This window comes from Gordonia sp. AC31 (assembly GCF_031844505.1).
Lineage (GTDB): Bacteria > Actinomycetota > Actinomycetes > Mycobacteriales > Mycobacteriaceae > Gordonia > Gordonia hongkongensis.
Genome location: NZ_JAUZVK010000008.1, coordinates 110,083 through 132,896, shown reverse-complemented (window position 1 = coordinate 132,896; position 22,814 = coordinate 110,083). Strand labels below are relative to the sequence as shown.

The 22,814-nt window shown below is 66.6% G+C and carries 19 protein-coding genes and 1 tRNA gene; 12 read left to right on the top strand and 8 right to left on the bottom strand.

Annotated features, from left to right (window positions below):
• Window positions 1–10 precede the first annotated feature (10 nt).
• The gene (locus Q9R39_RS12045; RefSeq protein WP_058250985.1) at window positions 11–985 is read right to left on the bottom strand and encodes a prephenate dehydrogenase; all 975 of its coding nucleotides are present in this window, start codon (window positions 983–985) and stop codon (window positions 11–13) included.
• A 78-nt stretch (window positions 986–1,063) separates the two neighbouring features.
• On the opposite strand from Q9R39_RS12045, the gene Q9R39_RS12040 reads away from it, so the two are divergent.
• The 5 genes from Q9R39_RS12040 (at window position 1,064) to Q9R39_RS12020 (ending at window position 3,031) form a co-directional block, all read left to right on the top strand.
• Complete coding sequence (locus Q9R39_RS12040; RefSeq protein WP_058250986.1) at window positions 1,064–1,606, top strand: tRNA adenosine deaminase-associated protein; 543 nt, start codon at window positions 1,064–1,066, stop codon at window positions 1,604–1,606.
• A gap of 19 nt (window positions 1,607–1,625) precedes the next feature.
• Window positions 1,626–2,090, top strand: a complete 465-nt coding sequence (locus tag Q9R39_RS12035; protein WP_171011642.1) for a nucleoside deaminase — start codon at window positions 1,626–1,628, stop codon at window positions 2,088–2,090.
• Window positions 2,091–2,213: 123 nt separating this feature from the next.
• A complete protein-coding gene (locus tag Q9R39_RS12030; protein ID WP_058250987.1) occupies window positions 2,214–2,483 on the top strand; it encodes a hypothetical protein in 270 nt (89 codons plus the stop codon).
• A 170-nt stretch (window positions 2,484–2,653) separates the two neighbouring features.
• The gene (locus Q9R39_RS12025) at window positions 2,654–2,863 is read left to right on the top strand and encodes a CsbD family protein (protein ID WP_058250988.1); all 210 of its coding nucleotides are present in this window, start codon (window positions 2,654–2,656) and stop codon (window positions 2,861–2,863) included.
• A 77-nt stretch (window positions 2,864–2,940) separates the two neighbouring features.
• Window positions 2,941–3,031 (top strand) — tRNA-Ser (locus Q9R39_RS12020).
• 62 nt (window positions 3,032–3,093) lie between these two features.
• On the opposite strand, the gene Q9R39_RS12015 is transcribed toward Q9R39_RS12020, so the two are convergent.
• Both Q9R39_RS12015 and Q9R39_RS12010 read right to left on the bottom strand, forming a co-directional pair.
• Window positions 3,094–3,774 (bottom strand): MspA family porin, encoded by a 681-nt coding sequence (locus tag Q9R39_RS12015; protein ID WP_068972622.1) that lies wholly within the window; start codon window positions 3,772–3,774, stop codon window positions 3,094–3,096.
• 47 nt (window positions 3,775–3,821) lie between these two features.
• On the bottom strand, window positions 3,822–4,490 hold the full coding sequence (locus tag Q9R39_RS12010) for an MspA family porin (RefSeq protein ID WP_058250990.1): 669 nt from the start codon (window positions 4,488–4,490) through the stop codon (window positions 3,822–3,824).
• Between the two features lie 292 nt (window positions 4,491–4,782).
• Here Q9R39_RS12010 and Q9R39_RS12005 point away from each other — a divergent pair, with 292 nt between their 5' ends.
• The gene (locus Q9R39_RS12005; RefSeq protein ID WP_223259072.1) at window positions 4,783–5,466 is read left to right on the top strand and encodes an AMP-binding protein; all 684 of its coding nucleotides are present in this window, start codon (window positions 4,783–4,785) and stop codon (window positions 5,464–5,466) included.
• 14 nt (window positions 5,467–5,480) lie between these two features.
• Here the strand turns inward: Q9R39_RS12005 and Q9R39_RS12000 are convergent, their stop codons facing one another.
• Window positions 5,481–6,986, bottom strand: coding sequence for a sigma factor-like helix-turn-helix DNA-binding protein (locus Q9R39_RS12000; RefSeq protein WP_058250992.1), 1,506 nt, complete (start codon window positions 6,984–6,986; stop codon window positions 5,481–5,483).
• Between the two features lie 272 nt (window positions 6,987–7,258).
• Between Q9R39_RS12000 and Q9R39_RS11995 the strand changes: the two genes are divergently transcribed.
• From Q9R39_RS11995 to Q9R39_RS11980, 4 genes are all read left to right on the top strand, one after another.
• Window positions 7,259–8,725 carry a class I adenylate-forming enzyme family protein gene (locus tag Q9R39_RS11995; RefSeq protein ID WP_058251137.1) on the top strand — a complete coding sequence of 489 codons (1,467 nt, stop codon included), beginning with the start codon at window positions 7,259–7,261 and terminating at the stop codon, window positions 8,723–8,725.
• A 140-nt stretch (window positions 8,726–8,865) separates the two neighbouring features.
• Complete coding sequence (locus tag Q9R39_RS11990; protein WP_058250993.1) at window positions 8,866–10,728, top strand: DUF3556 domain-containing protein; 1,863 nt, start codon at window positions 8,866–8,868, stop codon at window positions 10,726–10,728.
• A complete protein-coding gene (locus Q9R39_RS11985) occupies window positions 10,725–12,146 on the top strand; it encodes an NAD(P)/FAD-dependent oxidoreductase (protein WP_058250994.1) in 1,422 nt (473 codons plus the stop codon). The genes Q9R39_RS11990 and Q9R39_RS11985 overlap by 4 nt, the downstream gene beginning before the upstream one ends.
• Window positions 12,143–13,465: a CdaR family transcriptional regulator gene (locus Q9R39_RS11980; protein ID WP_058250995.1), complete on the top strand. Its 1,323-nt coding sequence runs from the start codon at window positions 12,143–12,145 to the stop codon at window positions 13,463–13,465. Before Q9R39_RS11985 ends, Q9R39_RS11980 begins: the two co-directional genes overlap by 4 nt.
• Window positions 13,466–13,486: 21 nt before the next feature.
• On the opposite strand, the gene Q9R39_RS11975 is transcribed toward Q9R39_RS11980, so the two are convergent.
• From Q9R39_RS11975 to Q9R39_RS11965, 3 genes are all read right to left on the bottom strand, one after another.
• Window positions 13,487–15,223: a SulP family inorganic anion transporter gene (locus tag Q9R39_RS11975; protein ID WP_058250996.1), complete on the bottom strand. Its 1,737-nt coding sequence runs from the start codon at window positions 15,221–15,223 to the stop codon at window positions 13,487–13,489.
• A 73-nt stretch (window positions 15,224–15,296) separates the two neighbouring features.
• The gene (locus Q9R39_RS11970) at window positions 15,297–15,773 is read right to left on the bottom strand and encodes a hypothetical protein (protein WP_223259071.1); all 477 of its coding nucleotides are present in this window, start codon (window positions 15,771–15,773) and stop codon (window positions 15,297–15,299) included.
• Between the two features lie 101 nt (window positions 15,774–15,874).
• On the bottom strand, window positions 15,875–16,471 hold the full coding sequence (locus tag Q9R39_RS11965) for a TetR/AcrR family transcriptional regulator (protein WP_058250998.1): 597 nt from the start codon (window positions 16,469–16,471) through the stop codon (window positions 15,875–15,877).
• A gap of 36 nt (window positions 16,472–16,507) precedes the next feature.
• Here Q9R39_RS11965 and Q9R39_RS11960 point away from each other — a divergent pair, with 36 nt between their 5' ends.
• Window positions 16,508–17,464 carry a DMT family transporter gene (locus tag Q9R39_RS11960; protein WP_082652888.1) on the top strand — a complete coding sequence of 319 codons (957 nt, stop codon included), beginning with the start codon at window positions 16,508–16,510 and terminating at the stop codon, window positions 17,462–17,464.
• A 29-nt stretch (window positions 17,465–17,493) separates the two neighbouring features.
• Here the strand turns inward: Q9R39_RS11960 and Q9R39_RS11955 are convergent, their stop codons facing one another.
• Entirely contained in the window at window positions 17,494–19,278 is a 1,785-nt protein-coding gene (locus tag Q9R39_RS11955; RefSeq protein ID WP_058251000.1) for a DUF3556 domain-containing protein, read from the bottom strand.
• 129 nt (window positions 19,279–19,407) lie between these two features.
• Here Q9R39_RS11955 and Q9R39_RS11950 point away from each other — a divergent pair, with 129 nt between their 5' ends.
• Complete coding sequence (locus Q9R39_RS11950; RefSeq protein WP_058251001.1) at window positions 19,408–22,785, top strand: DEAD/DEAH box helicase; 3,378 nt, start codon at window positions 19,408–19,410, stop codon at window positions 22,783–22,785.
• Window positions 22,786–22,814: the final 29 nt, after the last annotated feature.

The window sequence follows — 22,814 nt, the reverse complement described above, 5'->3', positions numbered from 1 at the left end:
GGCGCGGCGGTCAGCCCACCCACACCCGGCCCTGATGGGCCTGCCGGCGTAGTTCCTGCTGCCACCCGTCGTCGCCGACCGTCACCCCGGAGATGACCTCCGCGGCGCCGGAATGCAGTTGCTCGTACGCCTTTCGCGCGCGGTGCCCGTCGTCGACCAGCACTTCGGCGGTTCCGTGGTCGCGGAGTTCGTCGCGGACGGCGGTGAGGCGGTCGATGGTCTCGCTGAGGACGTTGAGCACGGCGATGCCGTTGGCCTCGATCATCGCGCGCTGCAGGGCGGGTGCGGTGCCGGCGACGCGGGTGCCGTCGCGAAAGCTGCCGGCGGCCAGGCGTAGGGCGAGGTCGCTCTCACCGGCCCCGACGGCGGCCGTGGCCGCGGCGGTCAGGTGTGGCAGATGCGAGATCGCGGCGACCGCCCGATCGTGCGCGTCGGGTGCGACCGGCACCACTCGCGAGCCGACCGTCACGGCCAGCGCGGCCACCGTGAGCCAGTCGTCGGCCGGGGTGTGGTCGGTGGTGGTGACCGCCCACATCGCCCCGTCGAAGAGGGTGGCGTCGGTTGCCGCCCAACCCGACGAACTGGTCCCGGCCATCGGATGCCCGCCGACGTATCGACCTCCGGGATGCAGATCGGCGAGTAGGCGCTCGACTTCCTGCTTGACGCTGATCACGTCGGTGACCAGGAGCCCGGGCGCGTTCTCGGCGATGGCCGTCACCAGGGGGCCGATCGTCGTCACCGGTGTCGCGAGCACGAGCAGCGCGTCCGACGACGCCGCACGCTCGAGTGTCGCAACGAGATCCGCGGACGCGTCATAACCGTCGCCGATGGCCGCATCGACGGTCGTGGCCGACCGGTTGTAGCCGAACGCCTCGTGCCCGGCGTCGTGCAGGGCCCGCAGCAGCGAGCCGCCGATCAGGCCGAGACCCAGCACACAGACCGGCGTGGAAAGGGCGACAGCGGGGGACGACGGCGCGGCAGTCACCCTGACACGTTCCCATACCGGTCATGCCCGGTGAACCGGGACTTGGGAGTACCGGTGATAGGGGCTACGGTTTGTCGCATGGCCGGTGCCGGATTTGGGAAGTCGGGGTCGAACGCGCAGGACGTGGACGACGACATCGACGGTTTCGCCGTGGCGGTCGTCCGCGACGAGAGCGGTTGGAAGGTCACCGCGATGAAACCGTCGGCGCTCTCCGATCTCGAGGACGCCGAGACCCAGTTGCGTGAGCTGCGTTCGGCGGGCGCGGTCTTCGGACTCCTCGACGTCGACGACGAGTTCTTCATCATCGTCCGGCCGTCGCCGACCGGGGCGCGTCTGCTTATCTCCGACGCGACCGCCTCCGTCGACTACGACATCGCGGTCGACGCATTGGACGCCCTCAACATCGAGGTCCCCGACATCGATCCGGACGAGCTCGATCAGATCGATCCGTGGGAGGAAGGGGACCTCGGGTTGCTCGCCGACCTGGGACTGCCCGACGCGGTCATGAGCATCATCGTCGGGGACACCGATCTGTATGCCGACGAACAGCTCGGCATGATCGCGGCGCGGCTCGGTTTCGCCGACGAGCTGGGCAAGGTCCTCGACTCCCTCGGCCACTGAGTCCGCACGAAGCCGCGCGATGAGTGCGCCCGCCTGGGAGGCCATGGTCCGCTCCGCGCTCGACGCGGCGGCACTGTCGGGCACCGACGACGTACCCATCGGGGCAGTCGTGTTCGACCCCGAGGGCGTCGAACTGGCCCGCGCCGCCAACCGTCGCGAGGCCGATTCCGATCCGACGGCCCACGCCGAGGTGCTTGCGCTGCGTGCCGCGGCGCGGGCGTTCGGTGATGGATGGCGGCTCCCGGGATGCACGATCGCGGTGACCGTCGAACCGTGCACGATGTGTGCCGGAGCGATCACGCTGTCCCGGGTCGACGCCGTCGTCTTCGGGGCGTGGGAGCCCAAGACCGGTGCAGTCGGTTCGCTGTGGGACGTCGTCCGCGATCCACGGCTGTCGCATCGCCCCCAGGTGAAGGGCGGCGTCCTCGAAGCCGAGTGCCGCGCACTCATGGTCGACTTCTTCGCCACCCGACGACACCCGTGACCGTCGTGATCTCGGGGTCGTGAGGACTCAAGATCGGTGAGATCTCAGGGTGCGGACCGGTGGTCGGCGGCGGGCGGTCCTGGCAGATTGGACGTCAGCATCCCCGATCCGCGAGGAGTAATCATGACCGATCCGTCCGACAAGGTGACCGCGGCCTTCGACACCGCCAAGGCCAAGATCAACGAGCTCGCCGAGAGCGGCAAGGTCCAGGAGGCGCTGGGTACCGCGCGCGACAAGATCGACGAGTTCGTCGAGAGCAAGCAGGTCCAGGATGCGCTGGACACCGCCAAGGACAAGCTCAACGATCTCGCCGAGAACGAGAAGGTCCAAGAGGCGTTCAGTACCGCCAAGGACAAGATCAACGAGGTGTCCCAGAAGTTCAACAGCCGCTGACAGGTCACTGACCTGCGGTCATGCAGCTCAGTGCACACCTGTGGCACGGTGGGATGCGGGAGTCCGCTCCCCAGGCGGCGCCAGTGTCGAGCAGCCGGCGCGTCGGTCGTCGCCGAGTTCTTCCACATCGGACGGCACCCGGCCGCGCCGAACCTCACCGAGGAGGCTTCATGGGAACCACGGACGACGCCAAGAACAAGGCCGAAGAGCTCAAGGGTCGCGGCAAGGAAGCTGCCGGCAGCCTCACCGACGATCAGGACCTCAAGAACGAGGGCAAGGGCGACCAGGCGCAGGCCGAGGGCAAGCAGAAGATCACCGACGCCGCCGACGCCGTCAAGGGCAAGATCGACGACGTCAAGGACAAGCTGACCGGCCACTAGTGCAGCCGGCCGCTCGACGAAGCCCGCCTGAGCAGCCGATTTAAGTCTGACCGCGGGTCTGCGGTACAGTCTTCGGCGGTGGCGTGTCCGAGCGGCCGAAGGTGCAGCACTCGAAATGCTGTGTGCGGTAACCCCGTACCGAGGGTTCAAATCCCTCCGCCACCGCCAAAAATGGCCCCCCCATCCTCACGGGTGGGGGGCCATTTCGCATCTCTGGGAGCGGTGGTCGGTCAGCCCATGCTGAACGGCTTTCCGTACACGGCGATCGACTGCGACACGTTGTCGGTGGTGATGCTCACCTTGGCGTACGACCGGGCCTGCGCGTAACCGGCGCAGCCGTTCACCATCATGGTCTCGTTGGTGTACGCCAGTGTGCCCTTGCCGCCGGAGAAGCTGATCGACGACGAGTGGCCGGCCGCACCGAACGCGTCTTTGTACTCACGGTCGTTGATGACGTAGTTGACCGCTTGGCCGGGCCCGATGGTCACGCCGGCGCCGGTCTCGGCCGTCGTGGTCGCGCTCTGGAGGTCGAAGTTGGGTGCGGTCGCGCCGGCCCTGCTGTTCGAGTTGCCGCCCAGTGTCAGCTGGCAGCCGGCGATGTAGCCGGCGCCGACACCGATCTTCGCGGCCGGGTCGGACGTGGTCACCACATACTTGCCGGACACCCAGGCGTTGCGGTGCAGGGGCGTGGCGCCCATCGACGGGGTGATCCGCGCGGACTCTTTGCTGCGCGTGATGGTCACCGTCGTACCGTCTTTCAACTTCTTCGTGACGGATTGCCCGGGGAGTTGGACGGTGGTGTCGGCGTGTGCGGGTGCGGCATCGAGGACGGGTATCAGTGCCGCGCAGGCGACTGCGGTCGTGGACGCGATGATCCGGGTGCGCGTGGCGCGGCGCTTGGTGACGGTCATGGGAGCTCCGATTCGGCGGGTCATGGTGGTGGACAACGGGTTCGCGGTCAGCCGATGGAGAACGGCTTGCCGTAGAGGTTCACCTTCTGGTGCACCTCGCCGGTGGTCTCGATCGTGGTGAATGCTCGTGCCTGGGCGTATCCGCCGCAGTTCTGCACGTCGATCTGCGCGTCGTCGTAACCGAGGTGGTAAGTACCGGCCTTCTCGACGTTCTTGGTGTTCAACACCACGAACGTGACGTCGCCGGCGGCCAGCGGGACGGTCAGGGTCCCCGACAGGGAGGGTGCGGTCGGGGTCAACGATCCGGACAGACCGCCCTGCAGGCCCTTGATGTTCACCTGGCACCCGATGATGTAGCCGGTGGACAGGGTGGCCGCGGCGCCGTTCGTGGCGGTTCCGTTGCTTCCGGGCAGGGTGGTCTCGCCGGCCGCGCCGACGCTCGGTCCTGCCTTCGCCGGTTTGAGATTCGGTGCGTACAAGGTGATCTGGCCGCTGACCCAGGTGGTTCTGGACACGCCGTTGGCAGCCATCGACGTCGAGACCCGCGCGCTCTCCTCGGATCGGACGATCTGGACGCCCTCACCTTTCGCGGTGCCGCCCGGAAGCCGGACGAATGTGTCTGCGCCCGCCGACGCGGCGCCGGCGAGCAGCGCGGCAGTCACCGATCCGCCGATGAGTGCGGACAGTCCGACGGCCCGCAGGGTTCGTTGTGTCATCTCGTGCTCTCCTCGTGTCATCAACCCGTTCGGAAACGGGGTGTCGCATGAACGTCGGGACTCATCGCAGGGGGAGACCCGACAGCTGCGGCAGGGTGGGATCGTAGGTGAACGTACCCTAAACTCGATATGAGTGAAAAACTATGTAGGGGGTTGACACCGACCCGCTTGGTAAAGGTAGCCTAACCTCTGCAAGGTGAGGGTCTCATGCCGGTGCGAGACGGTGGAGTCGCCCGCGAGTTCCACGAGTTCGGCTGCACGGCAGACGAACTCGCTACGCATACGGGGATGTGTGAGTCAGACGTCGGCTTCATGTTCGCTGCTGAGCGGCGCCCACGACACCCATGGCTCGCTGCCCGCGGTGCGCACCGGTGACGCCGTCATCGACTTCGAACGGTTCTACGAGTCCGTGGAATGGATGGCCGAGCAACTGGTCTCCTGCGGGGTCCGCGCGGGCAGTCGGGTGGGTCTCGTGATCCGCACCGGCTGGGAGTTCGTGCTCGCCTGGTATTCCTTGCTGGAGGTCGACGCCGTCACGGTTCCGATCGTCCTCGGCCCAGCGAACGAACCGGCACATTCGTGCGAGATCGGTTTCGTGCTCGCTCATGTCGATCAATGCACCGAGGTCGAGGATCTGGTCGAAGCCGCCGTGCCCCGGAGCCACTGTCGTCAGATGTACCGCGTCGGCGACGAGTTCGTCCTCGCTGCACTCCGGACGGCGGACATGCTCCGGAACGAGGGCGGCCTCGTCGACCTCGGACACGAACCACAAGCCGCCACCGGCCAACTCATCGCCGAAGCGGAGCGGATGGTGGCGGACGTCGGGCTGCGTCGTGGCGAGTATGTGTCTTTCGAAGGCGATCTCGGTACTCGCGACACCATGGTCCGGATCCTCGCCTGCGCGTCGGCCGGCGCATGCGTCGCGGTCGACGCCCCGTACGGCGAGCCCCACTGGGGTGCCCCGAGCACTCGCTGACCGATGCCCGACGCTCAGCGCAGTGTGGCCGCGACCCGGTCCGCGAGGTCGGTCTCGCGACGCCTGCCGAGGAGCTCGACGACGTCGTTGATTCCGGATTGCGTTGGCAACCACAGTGATTCGGCGAGCACCTGGAGGAGTCGGGTTCTGGTGAGCCGGGCCGGCTGCCGCCCGATCCGGGTCAGGATGTCCGCGGCGGACGACGCGGTTGCCTGCTCGGCCCGTCGAACGGTGAAGGTGTGCGGCCCGAAGTCGAGGAACACGGGCGTACCCGGTTCCAGTTCGAGCTCATCGATGAACCGCTTGATCGAGCCGGATCGTGCCTGAACCGATGCCCACGTGAAAGCCTGTGTGCCCAGCGCGGTCTCGAGTGTGACCGGTGAACCGGGGCCGATGCCGAGAAGTCCGGCGAGTGCGCTGGGTATGTTGAAACCCGTTCCGCGACACTGCGCGGGAGTTATCGTCGTCGCCCAATGCACGACGTCGTCTTCGCGGTACAGTCCGCGCGTCCGTCCCGGCGTCCGCCGCGGCCGATGTGGTCGTTCGCGTCGGGTGACGATGCCGTCGCGGATCTGGAATTCGCCGGCACCGGCATACGAACGGATTGTGGCCTCGCTGACGTCGTGACGACCGCGGATCGTCGCGATGACGTCGTCGAGGGGCACGGCCCCGTCGTGGTCGGAGAGAATCGCATCGATCTGCAGATGGACCGGCTCGTATCGTGGAAGGCCCCATTTGGCAAGGCCGTAGCGGGTGCGGTCGGTTCTGACGATACGCACGTCCGAGGCGAGCGCGTTTCGAATACTGTTGTGGGCACGCGGGATCGCCGAAGTCGCGTCGATGATGTCGTCGAAGGTCAACGGCGCGCCGCGGATCGAGAGCGCTGCGACGACGATCTCGCCCGTCGTCGACCGGGCGGCGATCGCGTGGCCGTCGAGTAGTTCGTATCCCGCCCGCAGTAGCCACCGTGCGGCCGAATCTCCGGACAGGCCCAGGTGATCCGCGATGGTGATGACCGAAGCCGCCTCGCCGGGGCGCGCCGCCGCCTCGACCGCCGACTTCGTGAACTCGGCGACCGAGCGCAGGCTGCCCCGGATGATCCAGTTCTCGCTCGTGCGCAGACCCGACGCCGCGGCCACCACCCGCCAGCACGGGGCCTCGACGCCGCCCACCGGAGTCCCGGCGAGCGTCGAGTCGGCCATGAGCGCAGCGGCGTCCGCGACCGGAGCGGCCCGGCGGTTGATCATCGCCGACAGGTCGGCGAGGGCCGGGTCCGCCTCGATCAACGAGCGCAGGCGGTGTCGTGTGGAGCGATCGATCTGGGTGACTCGCTCGCGGGACAACCCGAGAAGGTCGGCGACCTCCGACTGGGTGCGAGGGCTGGCAGCGTAGACGCGCTCGGTCAGCACCCGCCGCTCCTGGTCGGACAGTCCGGCGTCGAAGGCGGCGACCGCGTCGAGCGCGCGTCCGTCGTCCGGCGACCGTCTCGACGGTAAGGGTCCGTTGGCGTGCGCGGTCATGGATGGTGCTTCCTCGGCGGTCGGGTGACGTCGTGCAACGGTGGCCCGCCCAGGGTTCGCCGAACGCTCGCGAGGGCCTGCGCAGAGCACCTCACACGCTACCGGGACCCCGCGCACGCAGAGCTCGACCGGACCGACGACGTCCGGTGTCGGATTGTCCCCCGAGCACAAAGGTCTCGAGGAAGTCTGGCCTCCGCGACCGTTTCGGTTCGGCTCCCGCTTTCATAGTGTTCTGGATCACATCAACCACGACGATCTCGGAGGCAAGCCCGGTGACCAGCACGTACTTCGCATGGGACCTGACCCATCGCGCCGACGCCCCGTGTGTTCGCGATGACGTGGTCGCCCTCGACTACGCCGGATTTGCGCGTCGCGTCGAGGGTGTCGCCGAACAACTGGGCCGTGCTGGCGTTCGACCCGGGGACGTCGTGGCGACCTTTCTGCCCAACCGGATCGAACTGCTGGTCACGTTGATGGCGGCATGGCGGATCGGCGCGGTCGCCACTCCGGTCAACCCGGCATTCACCCCGGAGGAAGCCGAGTACCAGCTGGCGGATTCGGGAGCACGGGTCGTCATCGGGACCCGCGCAGCAGAACTGAGGTCCGACCGTGCCCGGTTCGACGTGGAGGAACTGGCGACGGCGCCGAGCGCGGACTGGCGGGGCTCACTGTCACCGGCCGCCGGCGACGACGCATTGCTGATCTACACCTCCGGCTCCACCGGCAGACCCAAGGGTGTCCGACTGTCGCACGACAATCTGCACTACATGGCGTCGACCATGGTCACGCATTTCGGTCTCACCGCGGCCGACCATGCCCTCCTGGTGCTGCCGCTGTTCCACGTGAACGCCATCTGCGTGAGCTTCCTGGCGCCGATGCTCGCGGGCGGGCAGCTGAGCATCACCGGGAGATTCTCCTCGTCACGGTTCTTCGACGACGTCGCACGGCTCACCCCGACATACTTCTCCGCCGTACCGACCATCTACGCGCTCCTCGTGTCGCAGGACGGTCTGACAGCTGGGGCCACCGGGTCTCTCCGGTTCGCGGTCTGCGGGGCCGCCCCGATCTCGAGAGAACTGCTCGACCGGGTCGAGGGCGCCTTCGGGATACCTGTCGTCGAGGGTTACGGCCTGACCGAGGGCACCTGTGCGTCGGCCTGCAATCCGGTCGTCGGAGTACGCAAACTCGGGACGGTGGGCCCGGCGCTTCCGGGGCAGCGGATCTCCATCGTCGACGAACAGGGCACGGAGGTGCCCACCGGCGAGATCGGTGAAGTCGTCATCAGCGGGCCGAATGTCATGCGCGGCTACCTGAACCGGCCGGAGGCGACCGCGTCGACTGTCATCAACGGCCGGCTGCACTCCGGGGATGTGGGCCGCCTCGACGAGGACGGCTACCTGACCCTGGTGGGCCGCATCAAGGACATGATCATCCGTGGCGGGGAGAACATCTACCCCAAGGAGATCGAGAACGCACTGGCGACGCATCCCGACGTGCTCGAGTGCGCGGTCGTGGGAGCACCGGACGAACTCTACGGCGAGTTGCCCGTCGCGTTCGTCGTCGCCTACCCACACCGTGCGGTCGATGCGGGAAAGCTGGCTGACCACCTCGCCGGACGGCTGGCGAAGATCAAGCAGCCGAGCACAATCCACGTCGTCGACCAACTGCCGCGCAATCCGGTCGGGAAGATCGACAAACCGGCGCTGCGTTCCGGTCTCCACAGTCCGCAGCCCATCTGATCCCCCGATTCGGCCCGATTTCGACGTCCCACGGCGGACGCCGAGCCGATGACCCGCGCGCCGAGACCGGCGATGCCGGTCCCACACCCAACCCACCCACACCTCAACCGACCCATTCACACGACAAGGAGTGCGCACCAATGGGACTCACCCAACCAGACTTTCCCCAAGTGGACCCGGAGACATTCCTCCAGCGGCCGTTCTTCGATCGGATCCGCGTGCTGGGAGCCCACTGGGCCGATCACGGCTTCGGCACGCCGAAGATGGTTCATCTGATCTATCTGATGAAAGTCTTCGTCTTCTACGGCGGTGTCGGGATCGTCCTCGCGACGCTGACGTCCGGACTCAACCCGCTGCACGTGACCGAGTGGTGGAACCAGCCGATCGTCTATCAGAAGCTGGTCTTGTGGACCGTGCTGGTGGAGGTCCTGGGCATCGGAGGGTCGTGGGGGCCGCTGGCCGGACATTTCAAACCGATGACCGGCGGCTTCCTGTACTGGCTGCGGCCACAGACGATCCGGCTTCCACCGTGGCCCGGCAAGGTGCCCTTCACCAAGGGTGACTCCCGCACCGCGTTCGACATCGCGGTCTACGCGCTCATTCTCGCGAATCTTGCTGTCGCGATAGCGCTCCCGGGTATCGCGTCGAACTCGCTTGACTCGGTGGTGGCCGACAACCAGGGATTGGTGAACCCCGTTCTGATGTACCCGCTCATCGCGCTGTTCGTGGTGATCGGCCTGCGGGACAAGGTCATCTTCATCGCGGCTCGCTCCGAGCAGTATCTCCCGGCGATGATCTTCTTCGGCGTCCTCCCGTTCGTCGACATGATCCTGGCGCTCAAACTGCTCATCGTGTCGGTGTGGGTCGGTGCCGGGATCTCCAAGCTGGGACATCATTTCTCGATGGTGATCCCGCCGATGCTGTCGAACACCCCGTGGTTGCCGAGCAAGAAGATCAAGCGGGCGCACTATCGCGACTTCCCCGAGGACATGCGGCCGTCGAAGCTGGCTGGCGGCGTCGGGCACGTCCTGGGCACCATCGTCGAGGTCGTCACCCCGCTGGTCTTGCTGTTCTCGACGAGCAAGTCGCTCACCGTGGCGGCGGTCGTCCTCATGGTGTGCTTCCACTTCTTCATCCTGTCGACGTTCCCACTGGCCGTTCCGCTCGAATGGAACCTGCTCTTCGCGTACGCCTCGGTGTTCCTGTTCCTCGGATTCCCGGCCTGGGACGGTTACGCGCTGACCGACACGTCGATGCCGTGGGCGATGGTGCTGATCGCCGCGGCGCTCTGCTTCTTCCCCGTGCTCGGCAACCTCCGTCCGGACCTGGTCTCGTTCCTCCCGTCGATGCGCCAGTACGCGGGGAACTGGGCGTCGGCCACGTGGGCTTTCGCGCCCGGTGCCGAGGAGAAGCTCGACCAGCACATCGTGCGGCCCGCGAAGAACACCCGCACCCAGCTCCTCGCTTCGTACCCGGCCGAGGTGGCCGATGTCGTGATGCACCAGCTGCTGGCCTGGCGTTCGATGCACAGCCAGGGGCGCGCGCTGTACTCGCTGATGATCCGTCATCTCGGGTCCGATATCGACACCTACACGCTGAGGGAGGCGGAGTTCTCGTGTAACTCGTTGGTGGCCTTCAACTTCGGTGACGGGCATCTCCATGACGAGCGGCTCATCGCGGCGCTGCAGAAGCGGTGCGGCTTCGCGCCGGGCGAGTTCACGGTGGTCTGGATCGAGTCCCAGCCGATTCACCGGGGCACGCAGCGGTTCAAGGTGATCGATGCGGCGCTGGGCGTCATCGAGACCGGGACCTACCGGGTGGTCGACGCGGTGAACGAGCAACCGTGGCTGCCCAACGGGCCCATCCCGTTCCAGGTCGACTGGACTCTCGACGTTGACGCTCGCCGCGCCGTCACCGATCCTGAGGTGGTGCATGAACCGAAGATGCGCTCCGATGACCGCAGCGCGACAACGGTCCGGCTGACCGATCAGGCGCCGCAGTGACCACAGCTGTCGTGGTCGGCGGCGGGCCCAACGGGCTCGCCGCCGCTCTGCACCTGGCGCGCAACGGTGTCGACGTGCAGGTCCTGGAGGCGGCCGAGGTCGTCGGTGGTGGGGCCCGGTCGGGCGAACTGACGGTCCCGGGCGTCATCCACGACCACTGTTCGGCCTTCCATCCGCTGGGCGTGGGATCGCCGTTCTGGGCGGAGGTCGGTCTCGAGCGGTACGGGCTGGCGTGGAAGTGGCCCGACGCCGACTGCGCGCACCCTCTCGATTCCGGCGACGCCGGATTGCTGTTCCGGTCGATCGGTGCCACGGCGGCGGGACTGGGCGCCGACGGATCGCGCTGGCAGGCGATGTTCGGTGATCTGGCCGAGCATTTCGACGATCTCGGCGACGATCTGCTCCGCCCGGTCGTGCACGTGCCCGGTCACCCGATTCGCCTCGCATCGTTCGGCCCGCGAGCCATCCTGCCTGCCACCGTGCTCGCGCGCTGGTTCCGTACCGAGCGTGCCCGTGCGCTGTACGGCGGGATCGCGGCACACCTGTTCTCCCGGTTGGACCGTCCGCTCACCGCGTCACTCGGGCTCATGATCGCAGCGAGCGGGCATCGTTACGGATGGCCGGTGGCCGAGGGCGGTTCGGGAGCGATCACCGCGGCGATCGTCGGCGCACTGCGGGATTCGGGCGGCAAGATCGAGACCGGTGTCCGGGTGAGCTCGCGTGCCGACCTGCCGCGGGCGGACATCACGCTGCTCGACCTGTCCCCGGCGCAGGTGCTCTCGATCTTCGGCGACGAGATGCCGGCTCGAATTCGCCGCTCGTACCGGCGTTATCGAATCGGGTCGTCGGCCTACAAGGTCGACTTCGCGATCGACGGGGACATCCCGTGGTCGAATCCGGACTGCCTGCGCGCCGGGACAGTGCACCTCGGCGGGAGTTTCGCGGAGATCGCCCACACCGAGCGACAGCGCGCGGCCGGTGTGATGGTCCCACGGCCGTTCGTCCTGCTCGGTCAGCAGTACATCGCCGATCCCGGTCGCAGTGCGGGCGGGGTCAATCCGATCTACGCGTACGCGCATGTCCCTCGAGGTTTCGACGGAGATGCCACCGAGCAGATCGTCGCGCAGATCGAGAGATTCGCACCGGGATTCCGTGATCGGATCGTGGCGACGGTCAGCACGGGTACCGAACAGCTCCACTCGTCGAACGCCAACTTCGCGGGTGGGGACATCATCGGCGGAGCGAACGACGGCCTGCAGATGGTCCTGCGACCCCGTGCCGCGCTCGATCCGTACGCGATCGGCGTACCGGGCGTGTACATCTGCTCTCAAGCGAGTCCACCCGGTGCCGGTATCCACGGGTTGTGCGGATACCACGCCGCCGAGTCGGCGTTGCGGTACGCACGGTCGCGACGATGACCGCGTCGCGACCGTCGCGTGCGCTGTGGACGGCGGGGGACGCCGCGCGCGACCGGTTGGCCGGAGTGCCCGCGGCGGCCGGGTCCGAGCTGCTCGAGCAGGCGGCCATGATCGCGAAGACTCTGCACGAGAACGTGTCCGACATCGTCACCGAGTTGAGCGCCATGATGGCCCGGGAGATCGATCAGCTCGACACCGATCCCAAGCTCGTGGAGTTGCTCGAGGCGAGCGTGCACGGCAACGTCTCGACGATCATCCACGTCCTGGCGAACGACATTCCGATCGAACACCTGCAACCGACCACCGCCGCAGTGGAATACGCGCTGCGTCTGGCGCAACGGGACGTGCCGTCGAACTCGCTCGTGCGGGCCTACCATCTCGGGCAGAACAGCGTGATGCGTGAATGTTACCGACTGGTCGAGGATCTCGACCTCGACGCCGGACAGTCGATGGCGTTGACCCGGCACATCTCCGATGTGTTGTCCGGATACATCGACTGGATCTCCCTGTACGTGTTCGAGGCGTACGAAGACGAACGCCGACGGTGGCTCGGCGTCGAGGGCAACGTGCAATCAGCGGCCATCCACTCGTTCCTCGACGGCGCCGAATCCGATGAGCGGGCCTTCGAGTCCGAGACCGGTTACGCGCTCGACCGCAGGCACCTCGCGCTCATCCTGTGGTCATTCGACGACGAACCCCGCGAACTGGTCGCGCTCACCCACGCGGCCCGCGAACTCGGTACCCGGGTGGGCGGAGGCTCCCCGCCGATCGTCACCGCGATCGACCGGTCGACGGTCTGGGCCTGGATTCCACTGGTCGGACGGGACGTCACCGACGGTTCGTCGGTGACCGCGGTGCGCTCGACCGTGCCGGCGGGAATCCGAGTCGCGGTGGGCCTTCCCGCATCCGGGGCACGGGGTTTCCGGAGAACCCACGAGCAGGCACTCGCCGCCTACTCGGTGGCGACCATGCCGGGTGGTGCGGCGAGTCGGGTGATCGGATTCGGCGACCGAGGTGTGGCCGTGGTGTCCCTGCTGGCGCAGGACCTCGAGTCGACGCGGGCGTGGGTCCACGAGGTCCTCGGCGGACTCGCCGAGGACTCCCCGAACGCGAACATGCTGCGGGAGACGCTGTCGGTGTATTTCGCCACCAAGGAAAGCCACCTCCACACCGCTGAACGGCTCAACCTCCACCGCAACACGGTGAAGTATCGCGTCGGCAAGGCGCTCGCCGAGGTCCCGGCGGACCGCGACCGCCTGGATCTCGCTCTGGCGCTGACGGTGTGTGAATTCCTCGGGCCGGTGATCTTCGCGCACTGAGGGGCGTCCGATGTCGCGGTGTCAGATCCCGTCGTTCGACTTCTGGACGTCTCGGCGGGGTTGCCCGGTGATCTCGTCGATCTTCGCGCCGGTAGTGGGCGCGAAATGCGTGTCGTCGAACCGGGGTCTGCCGTCGACGCGCAGGTCATAGCGTCGGAGAATGTCTCGCACCGGGTCCTTCATCTCCGCGAAGACAAGGGTGATGCCGTGGCTACGGAGATAGTCGTCCAGTTCGACGAGTTCGTCGACGGCGGTGGCGTCGATGTCGACGATGGGTTCGGCGGCGATGATCACGGTGTGGAGCTCTCGCCCCGCTGTTCTCGCCTCGCGGACTTTGCCTCGGACGTAGTCGTCGAACATGCCGCCGTTGGCGAAGAACAACGGGGCGTCGAATCGGATGATGAGCACACCGTCGATGCGTTCGGCCTCGGGATGGCGGGTCACATCGTGGTAGCCGCGCAGTCCCGGAACCCGCCCCAACTCCGTCCGGTACGGTCGCCACGCGAGATTCACGAAGGCGATGAACGACAGGCCGATCGCAACCAGGATGCCTTGCAGGACACCGATCAGCGCGACACCGAGGAACGCGGCGATCGACAGCGCACCCTCGACCCAGTTTGCGCGGAACAGCGCCACCACGCCGGAGATGTCGATCAGCGAGATGGCCGCGGCGATCACGACGGCGGCCAGCGCTGCTGACGGAAGGTAGGCGGTGACTCCCGGTGCGACGAAGATGAACACGACGATCAGAAGCGCCCCGACGACCGCGGCGAGTTGGGATTTGGCGCCGGCCTGTTCGGCCACCGGGGTGCGGGAGGACGACGCCGAGATCGCGAAGCCGCTCAGGAAGCCGGTGGCGATGTTCGCGGTGCCGATGGCCGCCATCTCCTGGCTGCCGTTGACCTGGTCACCCGCACGCGCGGCGAATGTTCGCGACAGCACGCTGGTGTCCGCGAACGCGATCAGCGCGATACCGACGGCCGGGCCGATCAGGCTGATGACGTCGTCGAGGGTCACGCCTTCCAGGGACGGCGACGGGAATCCGCGGGGCATCGCTCCGACGACCGGCAGGTCATCGGACCAGCCGAAGACCGCGACCGCGATGATCGAGGCCACCACCGCGACCAGAACTCCGGGAATCGCTTTGCGCCAGAACTTGAGTGCGAAGATCAGGACCAGGCACGACACCCCGATGACCGTCGGCAGCAGCTCGGCCTCGCCGGACGTGACGCCCCGGACGATGTCGATCGCCTCCTGGAGGACCGAATCGCCATCGACGCTGAAGCCCAACAGTTTCGGCAACTGGCTGAGCACCACGACCAGTGCGATCCCGTTGAGGTAGCCGATGCGGATCGGTTTGGACAGCAGGTCGGTGACGAAGCCGAGCCGGAGGAGGCCGCCGATCAGGAGGACCAGACCGACCTCGATGGCGAGCACGCCGGCCAAGGCGATGCGCTCGGCGTCGAACGCGGCGAGCGGAATGATCGACGCCGCGATGATCGGGGCGAGCGACGAGTCGGGCCCGAGGACCAAGATGCGGGACGGTCCGACGACGGCGTAGACGAGCAGCGGTATGACCGTCGCGTAGAGACCGGTGACCGGCGGCAACCCGGCGACTTCGGCGTACCCCATGCCGGCGGGAATGAGCAACGCCGTCAGGACGATCCCGGCGACGATGTCACCCTTCAGCCACGACCGCTCGTAGCTGCGGAGCACTCCCAATCCGGGCAGGAATCGTGAGACCGTTTCCGGTTGCATCAGGCGATTATGAGCCGTGGCGGCGGTTTCGGCTTCTCTTTGCCCAGTAGTTGTCGTGCCGTGTGCGATCGTGTCAGGCGGTTACCGACCGGGAGGCGGTTCGCGGGTCCGTTGCCCGCGTCGGGATCACGGGCGACAGGGCCAGGGCGATGGTGCCGGTGACCGTGAGATGCGCGGGGGCCTCGGCGTACAGGGTGCGACGATGCCGGGACAGGTCGACGACGGTGATGTCGAGCATGGTCGCACCCGCCAGATGAGTCCCCGGGAAAGCGACATCGAGCAACGCGGAGTGGAGTGGGAGGGCGGCGTCGACGTAGACGACGACGCGGCCGTGGGCGACGACTGCAGACGTGATCCGGGTGACCAGCGTCGGGTACCACACCCCGGTCGGGCACAGGGATTGGCAGACGGGCCCGCCGTCGGCGTCGAGGTAGAACGCGACCTTGCGGTGCAGCGATTCTGCGCGGAGGGACAGGTCGCCGGCGACGACGTCCGGTCCGACGGTGCGTAACGGTGTTCCCCACGTCGCGGTGTCGAACGATCTGGTCACGGTGACGCCTTTCAGAGAGGGCAGTATGTCGAACAAGGTCACCGCATCAGATCTACTCCGCATCATGTTGCTGCGGAACGCATCCGGGCGCTAAGAGTTCGTCAATTCGACTGCTGGCCGTCGAAGATCTCGAGTGCGAAGTCGCGAGCCGCGTCGAGGGCTCCCGGCTCGACCCCCATCCCGGCGGTCACCAGCGCGCCCTCGTGGAGGATGAACAGTCGCTGTGCCAATGTGCGCGAGTTGGGCGCGCCGGCCTTCGTCGCGATCGAGGCGAAGAGGTCCCGTAGCTCGTGTTTCTGGCCGACGATGATCGAGAACGCGGGATGCCCGGGATCGCTGATCTCGGCGTGCGCGTTGATCATCGCGCACCCTTTGTGACCGCGGTCCTCCGACCAGTCCCGCGTGGCGTCGAAGATCGCGGCGAGTTGTGCGCTCGGCGACGCATCGGCGGCGTCCAGGCGGGACCGGAGGAACTCTTGCCAGGCGGCGTTGCGGGCACGCAGATACTCGACGACCAGTTGCTCCTTGGAGCCGAAGCGGTCGTAGAGCGTGCGTTTCGTGACGCCCGCGGCTGCCGCGATGGAGTCGACACCGACCGCGTGGATGCCGTGTTCGTAGAACAGTGCCGAGGCCGCGTCGAGGATGAGTCGGGCCTTGGGTGTCCACTCCACGGTCGAGAGTGTGGTCTCGGCAGTCACATGACAAAGACTACACCGATCGGTAAGGTCGGCTGCATGCAAACTTCACAGATCGGTATACCTGCGCGATGGGTGACAGTTGTCATGTCGGCGGTGTTCGTCGTCTGTTGGTCGTCGGGTTTCATCGGCGCGAATCTGGGCGCGGGTGAGGCGCCGGTGCTCACGGTCCTCATGTGGCGATTCCTGGTGGTCGCGGTCGTACTCGGGGCCGCGGTGTACTTCCGGTGGCGTCGGCGTGGCCTCGCGCCGATGTCCGGGCGAGCGGTCGGTTCCCAGGTCGTCATCGGTGCGCTCTCGCAAGCCGGCTACACGGTCACGGTGTACTGGGCGATCGCTCTCGGCGTCAGCACCGGGACGACCGCACTCATCGACGGTGTCCAACCGCTCGTCGTCGCCGCACTGGCAGGTCCGTTGCTCGGGGCGGTCACCCACCGACGACAGTGGTGGGGTCTGCTCGTCGGCGCGGCCGGGGTTGTACTGGTCACCTGGTCGGACGCGACGTCATCCGCGGACGCGCCGTGGTGGGCGTATCTCGTCCCGCTGCTCGGTATGGCCGCGCTGGTTGCCGCCACCTTCCTCGAACGACGCGTCGTCGACCCGCCGTCACCCATGATCATCCTGGCGATCCACTGCGGCGTCTCCGCGGTGATCTTCACCGCGGCAGGCCTTCTCGCGGGGGTGGCGGTGCCGCCGGCCGACCGCACCTTCTGGCTGGCGATCGCCTGGCTGTCGATCCTGTCGACGCTCGGCGGTTACGGGCTGTACTGGATACTTCTACGACGGTCCGGCGTCACCTCGGTGAACACGCTGATGTTCCTGATGCCGCCCGTCACCGCGGTGTGGGGCACCGCGATGTACGGCGAATACTTCGGCTGGGCAACGGCTCTCGGGCTTGCCATGGCCGGTGGCGCCACCTGGGTCGTGAATCGGGCGGAGTCGTCGACCAAGGTGCGTGACCGGCGCCGGGCTGCTGAAGCTGTGGGGGCATTGTGATCCGCCTGGCGGACCCAATCGCCCCGATCTTATTCGGTGGGATCTGCCCGGCCGTCGTCGGCGCGCCAGGTCACCGTGACGGGAACCTGGTCGTCCCACGGCTGTCGCGTGACCAGGTCGGCAACGCGTACGTATCCGCGTTCGAACTCGCCGACGGCCGGGTCGACGAGGCGGTACTCCTGCGTCTGTCGGTGGATCGGTTGCGCGTCGAGCAGTACGATCCGGACCTCCCCGGGCTCGAAATGACAACGCCGCTGCAAGGATTCGATGAGCTGCTCGTTGGAGAGATGGCCGTCGCCGAAGTTCCAGCCCATCGCCGTGCTGCAGATTCGTTCGCCGTCGGTCAGTACATACTCCGACTCCGCGACGCCGTTCTCATCCGGCCCGCTCGCTCCGCTCCCGGCGCCGGCCATCGCCCGGTGCGCCAACGTGAACAACGCCCGACCGTGACTGTTGAACGACCGGAACGCATACCCCATGTAGAGAGGGATCTGGGCCGCTTCGGGACTTCCGTAGAAGCGTTCGAGTTGCGCGGCCGGCATCGACGCGATGGCGACGATGCCCTGTTCGATTTTCGCCGACGCGGACGGCTTGATGCACCACAAGCCGGTGTCCCAGTTCCCGGCGTAGTAGCGCATGCCGGGCAGGAACGAGACCTTGCGCGGCATCAGGTTCCCGATGATCACCGTTGCGGCGGAGGCCGCGAAAAGCAGTAGTGGCCAGGCTGATTGGAGGTCGGCGAGTCCGATGTCGGGGTGCCCCACGAAGATCGCCAGGATGCCGAACATCATGAAGACGTTCCACTCCAGCGGGACGCCCATCGGGATCGACGACAGGATGCCGAAATGGAAGATCAGCATGATCGTCGCCGCCACCGCGGTCACCCACCCGCCGTGGGAGAAGAACAGGACGAGCGGCACGAGTCCTTCGACCGCAGTGGAGAAGTGCGCGATCCATCGTGATCGACGGCCCGGCCGCAGGTCGTCGGGAAAGCTCTCGAAGAACTTCCGTTTGATCTTCGGGGAACGCCAGATCGGGTTGTTGGACATCATCGTCGCGATGACGAACGGAAAGTGTTTGTTCAGCTTCGACGTCGCTGCCCCGAGCCAGATGCAGACGAAGACCAGCTTCGCGGCGATGATCATGTCGACCCCGCTGAAGAGGAACGCCACGGTGAACGCGCCGTAGACCTCACCGCGCGCCGCGAGGAAGACGGTCTTGTCACGCAGACCGATCGCCGCGAGCACACCCAGGACGGCCCAGATCTGCCAGCTGGGGAGGACGCCGACGGTCGTGTCCAGCTCCGGGATCGCGCCGCTACCCGGACTGAACAGCGCTATGACCAGCAAGGCGAGCAGGGCGCCATAGAGGATGACGTCGACCGGGTTACGGGAATCACCGGCAGTCAACGGGATCCGCGGCCATGGTGGCTGCCGGATCGTCTTCGGACGTAGCCAGTAGAGGATCGAACCCAGCGGCGGGAAGAACCGGTTGTTCAGCGGACCGAACCCGCATCCCAGACCGACGACCTCGAACAGCATCGTGTAGAGCACGACCTTCTGGAAGACGATCGGCTCGTTGTACCAGTCGGTGACGTCGAAGAAGCCGTCGATCCCGGGTGTGCTGATCACGACGACCCAGCCGACAAGGACGTAGAGGAGGATCTTGCCGACGTAGAACAGGTGCAGCGCCACCGGTGTCCCGAACCCGACCTCGGCCCAGTGCCGCGCCATCGGCTTGATCTTCTCCGCGCGCGTGCCCTGACTCCAGGTCGGGAAGTCGATCTCTGGCGTGGTCTGCTTCAGGAATCCCATCGACGAGAAGCTAACAAACCAAGTGCTTGCTTGGCGCCGATTCGGTGACCCTGTGGAGAAACGTGGATGACATCCGATGCGGTGCAGACGTCGGGTCCCGCCGCCGGCAGAATCGCCTAGCCTCGTCGTGTGGCAGCGTTCGATCAGTTATCGCCCGCGGAGTCGGGCCTGCTCGCGCATTTCGACGTCGCGACGATAGGCCGAGGTGCCGAATACGCACAGCAGGGGCGCGTGGCTCTCGAGGACTGGGACCCGTTGTTCATGTCGGCGACCGGGACCTGCGTCGGTTCGAGTGGCGACCTGTACTCACTCGAGATCGGGTTCGGTGACGACGCCCGCGGATACGCGGTCGACGTCGCTGAGTGCGACTGTCCGGTCGGTGCCAACTGCAAGCACGCGGTTGCTCTGGCGCTGGGGGTGATGCGTGCAGGACTCCTCGGTGCGTCGCCTCGAGGCGTGAGGCATGCGTCAGCGCCGTGGCGAACATTGCTGGGCGACCTCGTTGCCGGGGCCACCCCGAAAGAGCCGGGATCGGCTCCCATCGGACTGCTCGTCGAGCTCGACGATCCCGAGTGGATGAGCCTGAAGACGGTGACATTGCGCCTGGTGACCCCCGGTAAGAAGGGCAACTGGGTACGCACGGGGATCACGTGGAGCTCCATCGAGCCGGGACATGTGACCGAGTACTACAGGTCCACCACCGACCATCCGGCTGAGCACTTCGACCCCGTTCACCTGGCACGAGTCCGTGCCGTCCACCTCTGCGCCGGGGACAAACACCAGTACGGGACCTCCCAGGTTCACCGATTGGACCAGGCGTCCGCCGAGATCTGGACCGCTCTACGGGCGGCGGTCGACGATGGTGTCGTACTGGTGGCGCATAAGTCGACGGGCGCGAAAAAGGTCGAGTTGCTTCCACCCGCGTCGGCCGCGTTGACCGTCGATCGCGACGACGAGGGTCTCGTGGTGTCCGGCGGTGTCGACTTCCCGACCGTCGGGCCGTCTGCGGACGACGCTTTGATGCTGTTCGGCTCGGTACCTCACGGAGCGAGCCTGGTACGAGGCGGCACGATGTTCCTGGCGCCGCTCGTCGACGACGGGACGTCGAAAGCCCTCCGGGCACTGCTCGACGCCGGGACGATCGGGATTCCCGACACCGACATCGCGGAGTTCGCCGACGAGGTCCTCCCCGACCTCGCCGGTCGGATGTCGGTGACCGTGGCCGATGGCGCCGTGACCCGACCCGAGATCACCGGTCCCGACGCGGCAGTCACGCTTCGGGTCGCCGACGATGGCGGCGCGCACCTCGAGTGGGGTGTCGTCTACCGCGTGAACGGGAGCAGACGATTCTTCCCGTCCGGGCAGAGCTCTGGGTTCGGTGACGACGTGGCCGAACGTCGCCTGTGGAAGCAACTCCGTGGCCACCTCGAAGCTGCGGCTCGGGTGTGTGATCGATGGCAGATTCAGGTCGCCGGATTTCCGGGCAGCAAGTTCGCAGACGATCCGGAACTCGCCGAGATGAGTCGCGACGAGGCTCTCGCATCGGCATCGGTTGCGCTCCTGACCCGCCGCTACCGTTACTCGCCCGTCGACACTGCGCGGTTCGTCACCGAGGTCGCCCCGGAGCTGCGGGCTGACGGGATCGAGGTGGAGATCGTCGGCGAGCTCCCCGACTACCGTGCCGCCGAGGTCGTCCCCGAGATCGGTTTCGGTGCCGAACGGTCCGATGACAACGACTGGCTCGGCCTGTCGATCACCGTCGAGGTCGACGGCGTCGCAGTGCCGCTGCACCAGGTGCTGACGGCGTTGTCGAACGGAGCGACACACATGCTGTTGCCCGACGGGGCCTATTTCGTGCTCGACACCCCGGAGCTGCAACGCCTGGCCGAACTGGTGGCCGAGGCCCGCGCACTGGGTGAACTCGACCGCGGGCGGGTCCGCCGGGATACGCACAACGCCACTCTGTGGGACGAGCTGCTCGAACTCGGGACGGCCGACGACGATCTCACGAAGTGGCGCGAGCAGTTGCGTCGTCTGGCCGCCGCGACACCGCCGGCGCCTTGTCCGGTGCCGACCGGGCTGCGTGCGGACTTGCGTGACTATCAGAGGGCTGGCCTCGACTGGCTGAACTTCCTGTGGGAGAACAGAATCGGCGGAGTGCTCGCCGACGACATGGGGCTGGGCAAGACCCTCCAGTCCCTCGCGCTGATCGCGAAGGTCATCGAGGAGGAACCGCAGGCTCGCTTTCTCGTGGTCGCACCGACGAGCGTGATCTCGAACTGGGCGGTCGAAGCAGAACGGTTCGTACCAGGTCTGAGGATTGCAACGGTGACCGAGACGAGCGGACGGGCGAAGATCGCGTTCGCCGATCGTATCGCGGGAGCGCAACTGATCGTCACCTCATACGCGCTGATGCGCATCGGGATCGACGAATTCGCATCGGTCAGTTGGACGGCCGTGTTTCTCGACGAGGCACAGTTCGTCAAGAACCACGCCAGCAAAGCTCATCAGTGCGCTCGCCGTCTTGATGCCGAGGTCAAGATCGCGATCACCGGCACGCCGCTGGAGAACAACCTGATGGAGCTGTGGTCGCTGATGGCGTTGACCGTGCCGGGTCTGTTCCCGTCGGCGAAGACCTTCACGTCGTACTTCCGCAAGCCGATCGAAAGTGGCACGGAGCCCGGGCGGTTGGCGTTGCTACGACGACGGATCCGTCCGATCATGCTGCGGCGCACGAAGCATCAGGTTGCCACAGACCTGCCCGCCAAGCAGGAACAGGTACTTTCGATCAGCCTGAACGCGAAGCACGACAAGCTGTATCAGACGCGCCTCACTCGGGAGCGGCAGAGCGTGCTCGGCCTGCTCGACGACTTCGACGGCAACCGGTTCCAGATCTTCCGATCGCTCACCATGCTCCGGCAACTGAGCCTGCACGCCGGGCTCGTCGACGAGAAGCACACCGACATCGACTCCGCCAAGATCGAGTTCCTCGTCGAGCAAATTCCCGAGCTCATCGCCGAAGGGCATTCCGCCCTGATCTTCAGCCAGTTCACCGGGTTTCTGAAACTCTTGGAAAGAGAGCTCGCCGGTGCCGAAATCGATTACAGCTATCTCGACGGATCGATGACCGCAAGCCGGCGCTCCGCGGCGGTCAAACGTTTCACGAGTGGGTCGTCGAAGGTGTTCCTCATCAGCCTCAAGGCCGGCGGTTTCGGCCTCAACCTGACCGAGGCGGACTACTGCTTCGTATGTGATCCGTGGTGGAATCCGGCGGCCGAGGCCCAGGCCGTGGACCGCGCCCATCGCATCGGTCAGACTCGTCCGGTCACGGTCTATCGTCTGGTGTCGGCGAACACGATCGAAGAGAAAGTGGTTGCGCTGCAGGAACGTAAACGCGACCTCTTCAACGCCGTCGTCGATGACGGCGACATGTTCGGTGCGGCCATCGACGCCGACGACATCCGCGAGTTGCTCGGCGGCTCGCCGGCCGGGTCTGACCCGAAGTGACTCACGGGCCTCGGCGACAGATGGACTTC

Coding starts and splice junctions, on each gene's coding strand:
- Q9R39_RS11975 (WP_058250996.1), bottom strand. CDS start 15,223: ATGCAACCGGAAACGGTCTCACGATTCCTGCCCGGATTGGGAGTGCTC.
- Q9R39_RS12025 (WP_058250988.1), top strand. CDS start 2,654: ATGGGAACCACGGACGACGCCAAGAACAAGGCCGAAGAGCTCAAGGGT.
- Q9R39_RS12000 (WP_058250992.1), bottom strand. CDS start 6,986: ATGACCGCGCACGCCAACGGACCCTTACCGTCGAGACGGTCGCCGGAC.
- Q9R39_RS12015 (WP_068972622.1), bottom strand. CDS start 3,774: ATGACCGTCACCAAGCGCCGCGCCACGCGCACCCGGATCATCGCGTCC.
- Q9R39_RS12035 (WP_171011642.1), top strand. CDS start 1,626: ATGAGTGCGCCCGCCTGGGAGGCCATGGTCCGCTCCGCGCTCGACGCG.
- Q9R39_RS11955 (WP_058251000.1), bottom strand. CDS start 19,278: ATGGGATTCCTGAAGCAGACCACGCCAGAGATCGACTTCCCGACCTGG.
- Q9R39_RS12010 (WP_058250990.1), bottom strand. CDS start 4,490: ATGACACAACGAACCCTGCGGGCCGTCGGACTGTCCGCACTCATCGGC.
- Q9R39_RS12040 (WP_058250986.1), top strand. CDS start 1,064: ATGGCCGGTGCCGGATTTGGGAAGTCGGGGTCGAACGCGCAGGACGTG.
- Q9R39_RS11960 (WP_082652888.1), top strand. CDS start 16,508: ATGCAAACTTCACAGATCGGTATACCTGCGCGATGGGTGACAGTTGTC.
- Q9R39_RS11980 (WP_058250995.1), top strand. CDS start 12,143: ATGACCGCGTCGCGACCGTCGCGTGCGCTGTGGACGGCGGGGGACGCC.
- Q9R39_RS11990 (WP_058250993.1), top strand. CDS start 8,866: ATGGGACTCACCCAACCAGACTTTCCCCAAGTGGACCCGGAGACATTC.
- Q9R39_RS12030 (WP_058250987.1), top strand. CDS start 2,214: ATGACCGATCCGTCCGACAAGGTGACCGCGGCCTTCGACACCGCCAAG.